This is a genomic window from Nioella sp. (assembly GCF_964229645.1).
In the GTDB taxonomy this organism is placed as follows: domain Bacteria; phylum Pseudomonadota; class Alphaproteobacteria; order Rhodobacterales; family Rhodobacteraceae; genus Nioella.
On record NZ_CAXREX010000187.1, the window covers coordinates 1 to 12,466 of the forward strand.

Sequence of the window (12,466 nt, forward strand, 5' to 3'; positions counted from 1 at the left end):
GGGTCTTGCGGCTTGAAGCCGAGGACCAGACCCTCGCGTCAGTGCGCAACGCCGCCCGCGAGGCCGGAATCTGGGTCTTGCTTGGATCGTTTGGGCTGCAATCGGGCGACCCGGACGGGCGCTTTGCCAACCGCTCCTTCCTGATTTCCGACCGGGGCGAGATCGCCGGGTGGTATGACAAGATCCACATGTTCGATGTGAACGTGACGGAAACCGAAACCTTCCGCGAATCCGACGGCTACCGCCCCGGCGACCGGGCGGTGGTGGTGGAAACGCCTCTGGCGACCTTTGGCCTGTCGATCTGTTACGACATGCGCTTCGCCTATCTCTACCGGGATCTCGCCAAGGCGGGCGCCCAGGTGCTGACGGTGCCTGCCGCGTTTTCCCCCGTCACCGGCAAGGCGCATTGGGAAACGCTGCTGCGGGCGCGCGCCATTGAAACCGGGTGTTTCGTCATCGCGCCTGCGCAAACCGGCGACCACAGGGTGAGCACCGGAAAGCCCCGCCAGACCCATGGCCACAGCCTTGTCGTGGCCCCGTGGGGCGAGGTTCTGCTGGATGCGGGAACGGACCCGGGGCTCCACATCATTGACGTTGACGTCAAAGAGGTGGACAAGGCTCGGGGGCGTGTGCCCTCGATCCGACATGACCGACCCTATACGCTGGTGACATGAGCTCTAACGACGATCCCCTTGCCATTGCGCTCTTTTCCGAGCTGTTCATGGCCGATCAACTGGCGCGGTCGCTGCTGACCAAGGCGCTGCCCAAGGGGATGGAGCTGAGCCATTTTTCCGTGCTGAACCACCTCGCGCGCTCGAACGAGGAACGCAGCCCGGCGCAACTGGCGCGGCTGTTCCACGTCACGCGGGGGGCGATGACCAACACGCTCAACCGGCTGGAGATCGCTGGCCACGTGCATATCCGCCCCGACTGGGACGACGCCCGCCGCAAATTCGTGGCGATCAGCCCCGCAGGCCGCGCCGCAAGGGACGCCGCCCTGCAATCCATCGCCCCCATCCTCAGCCGCACCGTCCAGGAAGTCGGCGCCGACCGCGTGAGGGCCGCCCTGCCCGTCATCCGCGAAATGCGGATCGAACTGGAATTGGCGCAGAAGGATTGAGGGGGGTTCGTTTCGCGCCCCTAATGGCTGCTTTGAGCCAAGCTTTGACATTGCCCGCGCGGAATCGAATCAAGGCCAAAGGCCGCCGCGCATCGCCGCCGCGCTCCCACGCGGAGGCGATTTGGCTGATGCAGGCGCGCCGCAGTGAAGTTGCTCGGATTTGGCTGACATAGACTGCCTGCTTCCAAAGTCTGATCGCCCCCGCGCGCGTCGTCGAGGCGCGGCTTGTCACCGGACCGGCATCGGTGTTGTCGTCCGCCTGGCGGACGCTGCTTGGCAGCCGAATGGCGTCTCAGACGACTTCAAGCATATCTACCGCTTCACGCTCGCCGTGACGTAGTTCACGCTCAGGTCGCGGTCCGAGATGGACCAGCGCCAGCTGATGGGGTTGAAGACGAAGCCCTTGCGATCCACCGGGTCGAGCCCCGCTGTTTCGATCAGCGAAAAAAGCTCCTCCGGCGTGATGAATTTCTGCCATTCATGCGTGCCCTTGGGCAGCCAGCGCATCACGTATTCCGCCCCGACGATGGCCAAGGCGAAGCTTTTCGGATTCCGGTTGATCGTCGAACAGATCATGATCCCGCCCGGTTTCAGCAATTGCTGGCAGGCACTCAGGTAGGCTTGCGGATCGGCGACATGCTCGACCACTTCCATGTTCAGGACCACGTCGAACTGTTCGCCCGCTGCGGCCAGCGCCTCGGCGGTCGTGTGGCGATAGTCGATCTCCAGCCCTGATTGTTCGGCATGCACCTGCGCCACGGGGATGTTGCGTTCGGCCGCATCCGCCCCCACCACGGTCGCCCCAAGCCGAGCCATGGGTTCGGACAAAAGCCCGCCGCCACAGCCGATATCCAGCAGGCGCAGCCCCGCGAAAGGGGTGTCGTCGCGCAGGTCCCGCCCGAATTCGGCGGCGATCTGGGCGGTGATATAGTCCAGCCGGACCGGGTTCATCATGTGCAGCGGCGCGAATTTCCCCTTGGGGTCCCACCATTCCGCTGCCATCGCCTCGAACTTCGCGATTTCGGCGTCATCGACGGTATTGGCCGCGCTGTTCATGGACATCCCTTTCCGAACTTGTCATCGTGGGCGTCATAGCAGACCCGCCCCAAGGGTCTATATAGGGGAAGTATGGACAAGTTCTCCGGCCAAAAGCGCGCAGGCGCCTATCTCTACCCGCCGATTGATCCCTTCGATCAGCGGATGCTGGATGTGGGCGATGGCCATCAGATCTATGTCGAACAATGCGGCAATCCCGAGGGCGCGCCGGTTGTCGTCCTGCATGGCGGCCCCGGCGGTGGATGCAGCCCGGCGATGCGGCGCTATTTCGACCCCGAAGCGTTTCGGGTGATCCTCTTCGATCAGCGCGGTTGTGGCCGGTCGCGGCCCCACGCCTCGACGACGGCGAATACCACCTGGCATCTCGTCCGCGATATCGAACTGATCAGAACAACACTTGGCGTCGACCGATGGGCCGTTTTCGGGGGAAGCTGGGGCGCGACCCTGGCGCTTGCCTATGCCGAAACACATCCCGAGGCGGCGGCCTTCCTGGCGCTGCGCGGTGTCTTCCTGTCGACTCAGCGCGAGCTGGACTGGTTCTATGGCGGCGGGGCAGGGCAATTCTGGCCGGACCAGTGGGCGCGGTTTTCCGCGCTGGTGCCCGAGGCAGAACGCGGCGACATGATCGCGGCCTATAACCGGCGGCTCTTTTCCGGCGATCTCATGGTCGAAACCCGCTATGCGCGGGCCTGGTCGGCCTGGGAAAACGCTCTGGCCTCTGTGGAGAGCGACGGCAACCCCGGCGAGGCCCCGGCAGATTACGCCAGGGCCTTTGCCCGACTGGAAAACCATTACTTCGTCAATCGGGGCTTCTTCGAGGAAGACGGTCAGCTGCTGCGCGACCTGCCGAAGATCGCCCATATCCCAGGGGTCATCGTGCAGGGCCGCTATGACATGATCTGCCCACCCCGATCCGCCCATGATTTGGCGCAGGGCTGGCGGTCTGGTCGTTTGCACATGGTGCGCGCGGCGGGGCATGCCCTGTCGGAACCCGGGATCAGCTTCGAGCTTGTGCGCGTGATGAAGATGGTTGGGCAGAACCGGGGGAAATACGGGCTCTAGCCATGGCATCGCGGGACGATTTTCGGCAAGTGGCGGAGGAAAACCGGGACATCTTCGAGCTTGGCCTTTACGAAGCACCCGACGGAACGATCGTCGACATCACGACGGAAATGGCAGCGATGCTGGCGGGAACCCGTGTGGTGGATGGCCCCGTTGAGGTCAGCGGCCGGACAGCCCTTGGTCCAGCACGCATCACCCTGGCCCCCGAGACGACCGTTGCAGGCATTGACCGCCTTTCCCGAGAAGGGGCTTTATCCATCTGCGCGCTCAACTTTACTTCTGCCCGAACCCCCGGCGGCGGTTACCTTCGCGGGGGGGCTGCGCAGGAAGAGGCGTTGTGCAGAGCGACCACCCTTTACCCGTCCCTTGAGAAACAGACGGCATTCTACGCCAGAAACAAGGCCTGGCCGAACGCGGTCTACCTGGACGACCTGATTTATTCTCCGCACGTTCTGCTGATCCGGGATGACCACGGAAGGTTGCGCCCCGACCCGGTTCAGATCGGTGTCGTGACCGCCCCGGCCCCGAACCTCGGCGCCCTTGCCGAACAGGGCCTGAGTGACTGGCTGCGGGGCGAGGTGGACAGGGCGCTGGCCAGGAGGGTGAAGCGTATCCTTGCCACGGCGCAATCCATGGGCCACGACGCGCTTGTTCTTGGGGCCTGGGGGTGTGGCGTTTTCGGGAATGCACCCGATCAGGTGGCCGCCCTTTTCGAAGCTGCCCTGTCCGGCCCGTTCGAGGGGGCCTTTCAGCGGGTTCATTTCGCGGTTCCGGGGCGTGCGGCCGATCCGAACCTGACCGCTTTCGTCGAGACGTTCGGCCCCACCTGGCCAGCCTGACGGTCAGTCGAACTGCACCAGCGCGGCTTCGAACGGCTCGCTTCCGATCGTCTCGGTATGGTGGCCCTTCCCGTGGGTATCCTCCATCCGCCAGATATCGCCCTTGGCAATCACCCGGGCTTCGCCGTCGCTTGCGGTGACCCGGACGGCACCGCCGAGGCAGAACAGGGTCTGCCGCTTCGGGGTGGGGTGAATGGGTTCGTTCCAGCCCGGATCGAGCCGGAGAAACACGGTAGCCACGGCAGGTTCCGGGTCCGAAACGAAGATTGCCTTGGCGGGCGGGGCGAAGCTGCGTTCCGTCAGTGGAACCTCCACCCGGCGCCAGTGGCTTTCCCCGTTTTCTGCGGCATAGAGGTGATGGTAATGCATGGGTGCCCCTCCCGGTTCCGTCTGGTTCACTCAGCATGTGCCGTTCGCACAGGGCTGCCAAGCCCATGGCGTGCGCGCGTCGCCGGGTCCGGTGGCGGAACCAGCCCCGGGCTCAGCACATGGCGGATCAGGGCTACGGGATGCGACCGCAGGGTCAGGCGCATCGACACGTAATCCTCCACCACTTGTTCACCCTCGGTCATCTCGGGCAGGGCTACGTCGGGCTCCTCGATCCCTTCGCCGTCCATGTCTCCGGTGAATAGGGGCAGGGGTTCGGCCGGAAGCAGCGCCTTGGCGGCCCAAAGCGCCTCTCGTCGTGTCAGCCCGACCCCGGCGAAGGCGTCGGCCTCGGCCAGCACCGCCAGCGCGCGGGCGGGCAATCCGGCACGGCGCCACACGTCCTCAACCGCCTGGTAGCCGTTGCCGCGCGCTGCGACCAGCCACTGCGCGTCGTCCTCGCGCATCGAGCGGATCTGCCGGAAGCCAAGGCGCAAGGCCAGCCCGCCGCGCCCGTCGTGCTCCATCACGTTGTCCCAGTAGCTGCGGTTGATATCGACGGGCCGCACCTCGACCCCGTGTGCCCGCGCATCGCGCACGATTTGCGCCGGGGCATAGAACCCCATGGGCTGTGAGTTCAGCAGCGCGCAGGCGAAGATGCCCGGATGGTGGCACTTGAGCCAGCTGGAGGCATAGACCAGGAGCGCAAAGCTCGCGGCATGGCTTTCGGGAAAGCCGTAACTGCCGAAGCCCTCGATCTGCGAAAAGCAGCGCGCCGCGAAATCGGGGTCGTAGCCGCGTTCCAGCATGCCTTTCATGAACATGCCCCGGAATTCGCTGACGGAGCCATGTTTCTTGAAAGTGGCGAGCGAGCGGCGCAGCCGGTCGGCCTGATCGGGGGTGAAGCCCGCGCCGATGATGGCGATCTGCATCGCCTGTTCCTGGAACAAGGGCACGCCAAGCGTCTTGCCCAGGACCGCGCCCAGTTCGTCCGAGGGGAAGCTGACCTGCTCCTCGCCGTTCCGGCGACGGATGAAGGGGTGCACCATGTCGCCCTGTATGGGCCCGGGTCGGATGATGGCGACCTGAATGACAAGGTCGTAGAAACACCGCGGTCGCATCCGGGGCAGGAAGTTCATCTGAGCGCGGGATTCGACCTGAAAGACGCCAAGCGAGTCTGCCTTGCACAGCATGTCGTAAACCGCCGGGTCCTCGGGCGGCAGTGTGGCCAGGCTGTAGTCGGTCTGGTGGTGGCGTTCGATCAGGTCGAAGGCCTTGCGGATACAGGTCAGCATGCCAAGCGCCAGCACATCGACCTTGAGGATACCAAGCGCGTCGATATCGTCCTTGTCCCAGCAGATGACAGTGCGGTCCTCCATCGTGGCGTTCTCAATGGGCACCAGTTCATCGAGCCGCCCCTCGGTCACGATGAAGCCGCCGACATGTTGGGACAGGTGCCGGGGAAAGCCCTGGATTTCCCGCACCAGGGCCATGGTCTGGCGCAGGCGCGGTTCGGTCGGGTCGAGCCCCAGTTCGCGGATCCGGGTATCGGCCATGTCGCGGCTGCTGCCCCATCCCCAGATTTGCGAGGACAGCGCGCCGAGGATGTCTTCGCTCAGCCCCATGGCGCGCCCCACCTCGCGCACGGCGCGCTTGCCCCGGTAGTGGATGACCGTGGCGCACAGCCCGGCGCGGTGGCGGCCATAGCGTTCGTAGATGTGCTGGATCACCTCCTCGCGGCGCTCATGTTCGAAATCCACGTCGATATCGGGGGGTTCGTCCCGCGCCTCGGAAACGAAGCGTTCAAACACCATGGTGCCCACCTCGGGGGAAACGGAGGTCACGCCGAGGCAATAGCAGGTGATGGAATTTGCCGCCGACCCGCGCCCCTGGCACAGGATGCCGCGTGACCGGGCGAAGGCCACGATGTCATGAACGGTCAGGAAATAGGGCTCGTATCCCAGCTTGGCGATAAGCCGCAATTCGTGCTCCAGCATTCTCACGGCCCGGTCCGGCGCGCCGGAAGGGTAGCGCCATTTCAGCCCCTTGCGCGCCAGCCGTTCCAGCCGCTCCGACGCGGTTTCCCCGCCGCTGATCTCGGAGGGGTATTCGTAGCGCAGGGATCCGATGTCGAAACGGCAGCGCGCGGCGATCTGGGTGGTTCGGTCCACCGCATCCTCGAACCCCTCGAAGATGCGGCGCATTTCCCCCTCGCCGCGCAGGCGCTGTTCGGCATTGGCCTGCGCTTTGGTTCCAAGGTCCTCCACCCGGATCCCAAGCCGGATGCAGGTCAGCACATCGGTCAGCTTGCGACGGGCCCCGTGATGCATGACCGGCGCGGCCGAGGCGACGGTTGGAACACCCAGTTGCCCCGCCAGCCGGGTGAGCCGCTCGAAGCGCAGCCGGTCATGCCCGTCATAGGCGGGGGCCATCAGAAGATGGCAGGCGGGGCCAAGGCGGCGCGTCACCTGTTTCGCCCGCTGCCACCAATCGCCCGCGCCGCGCGGATGGGTCAGGATATCTGGCGGGCCGTGCAGGAGCAGGTCGAGCCCGTCTGCAAAATCCCACAGATCGGACAGGCCGAGATCACAGCTGCCCTTGGCAGCCCGCAACCGCCCCGCAGACAGCATCCGGCAGAGGTTCGCCCATCCGCGCCGGTCGCGGGGCAGGGCGGTCAGGTTCAGCCCCTCGCGCAACACCAGCCGCGCGGCAGGGAGCAGGCGCGGCAGATGGTAGATCGGGGCGCGGGCAGGGTCGGGCAGGTGGGCGGGTTTCGGAGGGCCGATCGGGTCCTGGTCTGCTGCCTGACGTTCAGCAATCTGGCGCTTGATCTCTTTCAGTTCGGACCAGGCGCGCACGATCCCGGCGACCGAGTTTTCATCGGCGATGGCGATCGCGTCCACACCCAGCAGGGCCGCCCGCCGGGCGTAATCCTCTGGGTGCGATCCTCCCGTCAGGAAGGTGAAGTTGGAGGTGATGGAAAGCTCGGCGAATCCCATGGTGCGGGGCAGTATATTCACCTTTTGTTCTCATTTGGAGTCCTGCTAGTGCCGCGCCGACCACAACGCGCAAAACAAGGCCGTTCGAAAGGCTTATCCTCCTGCCTCGCAGGCCTCGCCCCGCATGCAGGCGGCGATCTGGTCCAGATTATCCTGTGAAGGATCGTAGATCACCCAGGCAGGACAGGGGCCGATGCCGAGGTGATACTGCCGGTCCTCGTCCACGCGCAGGAAGGCCAGCACCTCTCGCCCGTCCTCGGGGGGTGCGCCGCACCACTCAAGCACGCAATTCACCCGGACCGTCACCTCCAGTTCCACCGGCGTGCGGAAACCGACGCGGCTGCCGATATCGCCGTAAAACAGCATCTCGACGCTGTAGGGCAGCGGCGTGTCGGGGTCGTCGGTATCCGGCGGCAACGGCATATCGGGGCCATTGCGCAGGAAAGCGCCGCGCACGATCACGTAGCGTTCGCTGGCCTCGGCGGCTTGCTGAAACATCGCGGCGGCATCGAGATAAGCGCAGGACAACGAAAGAGCCGGCCCGGCCAGGGCCGCGAAGAAGACGAATGGCAAAAGAAGGCGGAAACGCATGGCGGCCTCCGGCAGCGGACCTTCAGAATAGCATGGGTCGGGCGCGGCTTACACCAGCCCGAATTCTTCCATCACCTGCCGGTAGATCGGACGCTTGAAGGCGACGATGGCCTCCAGCAGATCGGCCGGATCCATCCACCGCCAGCTGGAAAACTCCACGTCCTTGTAGGCCAGGTCGATCACCTCGTCGGGCGCGTCGAGCCGCAGCAGGTACCACATCTGTTTCTGTCCGCGATACTTGCCGCCCCACCGGTTCGGCACGACCTCCAGCGGCAGGTCATAGGGCAGCCAGTCGGCGGTTTCGGCCACCAGCGTCACATGTTCGCGCCCGACCCCGGTTTCTTCCAGCAGTTCGCGATAGGCGGCGTCGCGCGGCTCCTCGCCCTTGTCCACACCGCCCTGGGGCATCTGCCAGGCGGGCGTGTCCATATCGGCGCGTTGCCCGGCAAAGACCTGCCCGGCGCGGTTCATCAGAACCACGCCGACGCAGGGCCGATAAGGCAGGCGTGCGACCTCTTCGGGGGTCATGCCGGGCGCGCCCCCTTAGCGGGGACGCAGGGCGCTGAGGCCATGCAGGATGTCGATGGCATAGGCCAGCTGGTAGTCCTGCGCGCGCAGTTCCGCCATGGCCTGGGCCTGTTCCTGCTCTTCTTCCAGCTGCCGCAGTTCGTCCTCGGTCAGCGTGGTGTTGGACAGGGCGCCACGCAGGCTGGCCTCGGTCCGGGCGGGACGCCCGTTTTCCTCCACCTCGCCGATGTCGCGCTGTTCGACCAGGATGTCGGGGGCCACGCCCAGGGCCTGGATCGAGCGGCCGGACGGCGTGTAGTAGAGCGACGTGGTCAGGCGCATGGCACCATCGCCCTGCACCGGCATCACCGACTGAACGGACCCTTTGCCGAAGCTGTTGGTGCCCACGATCACCGCGCGGTGGTGGTCCTGCAAGGCACCGGCCACGATTTCAGATGCCGAGGCAGAGCCGCCGTTGATCAGCACCACCATCGGCAGACCTTCGATCAGGTCGCCGGGAGTTGCGTTGTAGCGTTCGCCATCTTCGGGGTTGCGGCCCCGGGTCGAGACGATCTCGCCTTGTTCGAGGAACGCGTCCGACACCCGGATCGCCTGGGTCAGCAGGCCGCCGGGGTTGTTGCGCAGGTCCAGCACGACGCCTTCGAGGTTCTCGATGCCGCCCACTTCCTCGGCCATCTCCTCCAGCGCGTCCCGCAGGTTGGGGTAGGTCTGTTCGGTGAAGCTGGCGATGCGCAGGATGGCGGTGTTGCCTTCCAGGCGGTGACGCACGGCGGTCAGCCGGATGCGGTCGCGCACGATGGTGATGTCAAAGGGCTCTTCCTCACCCTCGCGCACGATGGTGATCACGATCTCGGAACCGATCTCGCCGCGCATCAGGTCGACGGCCTCTTCCAGCGTCAGGCCAAGCAGCGACTGGCCGTCCACATGGGTGATGAAGTCGCCCGCCTCGACGCCTGCCTCGGCGGCGGGGGTGTCGTCCATCGGTGTGATGACCTTGACGAAGCCCTCTTCCATCGTGACCTCGATCCCGAGGCCGCCGAATTCGCCGCGGGTCTGCGTCTGCATCGCGTCGTAGTCGCGCGGCGGCAGGTAGGAACTGTGCGGATCGAGCGATGTCAGCATGCCGTTGATCGCGGCTTCGATCAGCTCGGCCTCGTCGACCTCTTCCACGTAGTAAGTGCGGATGCGCTCGAACACGTCGCCGAACAGGTCGAGCTGTTCGTAGACCGTGGTGTTGCGCGCGTTTTCCTGGGCGATCAGCGGGCCGGCGACCTGGGTGGTCAGCAGGATACCTGCCGCGGTGCCGCCAAGGGCCGCCATCATGAATTTCTTCATTCTCTCAAATCCTCACTGGTCTTGTGTCGTGAACCAATCGGACGGGTCCACGGGCTCTCCGGCCAATCTCAGTTCCATATAAAGCGTTTCCGACAGGTCTGTGCCAGTCGCTTGCGTGGTCGAAACGATCAATTCTTCGCGGTTGGGCGCCTCGCCGCCCATCAAACCCACAGGATCGCCCTGCGCAAGCAGGTCTCCGGCCCTGACGAACAGCTCTCCGAGCCCGGCGAGAATCACCAGGTGATCTCCCTCGGGTTCCAGGATCGCAACATTTCCATAGTCCAGAAGCGGCCCGGAATAGCGCACTGTGGCATGCCAGGGCGCGGACACGAGCGCGCGGGGCTCGGCAGCCAGGATCAGGCCGGGGCGCGTGACACCCGCCGCATCGGCCTGTCCGAAGCCCCTCAGGACACGCCCTCGCACGGGCAGGAGAAGGCGGCCACGCTCTGCCGTGAAAGACGGCAAAGGCTGGAGCGGATCGCTCAGGCTGTCGAGTTCCCGGATCGCGGCGGCAAAACCGTCGAGCGACTCCGCGCTTTGCATGAGCTGCAAGAGCGCGTCCGTATCCATTGAAAAGCGCGGGGGCAGGGCGCGCCGTTCCGCCATCGCCTGGCTCAGCGCCACGCGGGCTTCCTGAACGCCGGTCAGGCCTTCGGACAGCTGCCGTTCAGCGGTGGATTGAAGCTCTCTCAGCAGGGCCAGCTCCTCTAACTGGCGTCGCAGCTCCATCGCCTCCTCGGCGACGGCCGGGGTGATGTCGGATACGATCATGCCCGAACGAGCGGTGCCAACGGGCCCATTCGGGTGGATCAGCAGCAAAGGGGCAGGGGCCGCCTGCATGGATTGCAGAACCCCCAAAAGGCGGCCGAGCCTTTCCTGTTCCGCCTCGAACACCACCGTGATGGACTGCTCTCGGATCGCGGCCCGGCGCATGCCCTCGCGCAATGCGGCAAGCCCATCCTCGTAGGCGCGTATGGTTTCGGTCAGGGCATCGACGCGGTCGCGCGCGTCCTCTGCCTCGGCCATGGCCAACGCGGCACGTTCGAGCAACTGCGCGGCGCGCTGCGCCGACAAGGCCGGGTCCGCCGTTTGCGCCGCGGCAGAAAACGTCAAGGCGCCAAGCGCGAGGATCAGCGCCAGCCACTTCATGAAAAAAGGCAGGCCCCGGTCATCTCGGCGGGCTGATCCAGCCCCATCAGGCGCAGAACGGTCGGCGCAAGATCGGCCAGCCGCCCGTTCTGCATGGTCACGCCCTCCGGTCCCCCGAACAGGATCACCGGCACCGGATTGAGCGTATGCGCCGTGTGCGGTCCGCCTGTTTCCGGGTCGATCATCATGTCGCAATTGCCATGATCCGCCGTCACGATCATCGCGCCGCCGACCTTTTCCAGCGCAGCCATCGCAGCCCCGAGCCCGGCATCGACCGCCTCGCAGGCGGCCACGGCAGCGGGGATGATGCCCGTGTGTCCCACCATGTCGGGGTTCGCGAAGTTCACGACGATCAGGTCGTATCGTTTCTCGATCGCGTCGACGAGATGCTCTGTCACCTCTCTTGCCGACATCTCCGGCTGCAGGTCATAGGTCGCGACCTTGGGCGATTTCGGCATGTAACGGTCTTCGCCCGCGACGGGCTCTTCCTTGCCGCCATTGAGGAAGAAGGTGACATGCGGGTATTTCTCGGTCTCGGCGATGTGGAACTGGGTCAGGCCCTTGGTCGCAACCCATTCTGCCAGCGTGTTGACGATGTCCTGCTTGGGAAAGATCACGTCGAGATAGCTGTTGTGGCGCTCGGAATATTCGACCATGCCGCAGGTGGCACCCCAAGCGGGTCTTGCGGTTGTGTCGAACTCGGCAAAGTCGGGGTCGGCCAGGGCGGCGAGGATTTCGCGCGCACGGTCGGCGCGGAAATTGAGGAAGAGGAGCCCGTCCCCGTCCTGAGGCGGCACATACCCGTCGATCCGCGTCGCGGTGATGAACTCGTCGCTTTCATCCCGGTCGTAGGCGGCCCGGATAGCGGCCTCGGCGCTGTCGGCCTGATGGCCTTTTCCTTCTATGACAAGGTCATAGCCCTGCTGCACGCGTTCCCACCGGTTGTCGCGGTCCATCGCGTAATAGCGTCCGATCAGCGTGCCAATACGCGCGCCGTCGGGAAGGGCCGCGTCGAAGGCCGTGACCGTTTCGATGGCCGATCGAGGAGCCACGTCGCGCCCATCGGTAATCGCATGAATTTGCACGGGAATTCCAGCGCCAGTCAGAACGCGGGCGGTTTCCAGGATATGGGCTTCGTGGCTGTGCACGCCACCGGGGCTGGTGAGGCCGGACACATGGGCGGTGCCGCCGGATTTCTTCATCTTTTCAATGAATTGCTGCAAGGCAGGGCGGGTGGCGAAGCTGCCGTCCTCGATGGCGAGGTCGATCTGGCCAAGGTCCATCGCGACGACACGGCCCGCGCCGATATTGGTGTGCCCGACCTCGGAGTTACCCATCTGCCCCGTGGGCAGGCCCACATCGGGGCCGTGGGTGACAAGGGTGGCATTGGGGCAGGTTGCCATAAGCCTGTCAAAACAAGG

At 65.2% G+C, this 12,466-nt stretch carries 12 protein-coding genes; 4 read left to right on the forward strand and 8 right to left on the reverse strand.

Annotated elements, in window-relative coordinates:
* Both ACEQXV_RS12630 and ACEQXV_RS12635 read left to right on the forward strand, forming a co-directional pair.
* On the forward strand, positions 1-674 hold a 674-nt coding region (locus tag ACEQXV_RS12630), incomplete at its 5' end, for a carbon-nitrogen hydrolase family protein (RefSeq protein WP_370269499.1).
* Positions 671-1,120 carry a MarR family winged helix-turn-helix transcriptional regulator gene (locus tag ACEQXV_RS12635; RefSeq protein WP_370269500.1) on the forward strand — a complete coding sequence of 150 codons (450 nt, stop codon included), beginning with the start codon at positions 671-673 and terminating at the stop codon, positions 1,118-1,120. The genes ACEQXV_RS12630 and ACEQXV_RS12635, both read left to right, overlap by 4 nt.
* Before the next feature lie 312 nt (positions 1,121-1,432).
* Here the strand turns inward: ACEQXV_RS12635 and ubiG are convergent, their stop codons facing one another.
* The gene (gene ubiG, locus ACEQXV_RS12640) at positions 1,433-2,176 is read right to left on the reverse strand and encodes a bifunctional 2-polyprenyl-6-hydroxyphenol methylase/3-demethylubiquinol 3-O-methyltransferase UbiG (protein ID WP_370269501.1); all 744 of its coding nucleotides are present in this window, start codon (positions 2,174-2,176) and stop codon (positions 1,433-1,435) included.
* 72 nt (positions 2,177-2,248) lie between these two features.
* Between ubiG and pip the strand changes: the two genes are divergently transcribed.
* A complete protein-coding gene (pip, locus tag ACEQXV_RS12645; RefSeq protein ID WP_370269502.1) occupies positions 2,249-3,238 on the forward strand; it encodes a prolyl aminopeptidase in 990 nt (329 codons plus the stop codon).
* 2 nt (positions 3,239-3,240) lie between these two features.
* Entirely contained in the window at positions 3,241-4,077 is an 837-nt protein-coding gene (locus ACEQXV_RS12650; protein WP_370269504.1) for a TIGR02452 family protein, read from the forward strand.
* Positions 4,078-4,080: 3 nt separating this feature from the next.
* On the opposite strand, the gene ACEQXV_RS12655 is transcribed toward ACEQXV_RS12650, so the two are convergent.
* The 7 genes from ACEQXV_RS12655 to gpmI form a co-directional block, all read right to left on the reverse strand.
* On the reverse strand, positions 4,081-4,446 hold the full coding sequence (locus ACEQXV_RS12655; protein WP_370269505.1) for a cupin domain-containing protein: 366 nt from the start codon (positions 4,444-4,446) through the stop codon (positions 4,081-4,083).
* Positions 4,447-4,472: 26 nt separating this feature from the next.
* Entirely contained in the window at positions 4,473-7,442 is a 2,970-nt protein-coding gene (locus ACEQXV_RS12660; protein WP_370253255.1) for an error-prone DNA polymerase, read from the reverse strand.
* A 93-nt stretch (positions 7,443-7,535) separates the two neighbouring features.
* Positions 7,536-8,033: a hypothetical protein gene (locus ACEQXV_RS12665; protein ID WP_370253247.1), complete on the reverse strand. Its 498-nt coding sequence runs from the start codon at positions 8,031-8,033 to the stop codon at positions 7,536-7,538.
* A gap of 48 nt (positions 8,034-8,081) precedes the next feature.
* Positions 8,082-8,561: an RNA pyrophosphohydrolase gene (locus ACEQXV_RS12670; protein ID WP_370253249.1), complete on the reverse strand. Its 480-nt coding sequence runs from the start codon at positions 8,559-8,561 to the stop codon at positions 8,082-8,084.
* Between the two features lie 15 nt (positions 8,562-8,576).
* On the reverse strand, positions 8,577-9,896 hold the full coding sequence (locus tag ACEQXV_RS12675) for a S41 family peptidase (protein WP_370253250.1): 1,320 nt from the start codon (positions 9,894-9,896) through the stop codon (positions 8,577-8,579).
* Between the two features lie 12 nt (positions 9,897-9,908).
* Complete coding sequence (locus tag ACEQXV_RS12680) at positions 9,909-11,045, reverse strand: murein hydrolase activator EnvC (protein ID WP_370269506.1); 1,137 nt, start codon at positions 11,043-11,045, stop codon at positions 9,909-9,911.
* Positions 11,042-12,466 (reverse strand): 2,3-bisphosphoglycerate-independent phosphoglycerate mutase (gene gpmI, locus ACEQXV_RS12685; protein WP_370269507.1); only part of this gene is annotated, 1,425 nt, incomplete at its 5' end. The genes gpmI and ACEQXV_RS12680, both read right to left, overlap by 4 nt.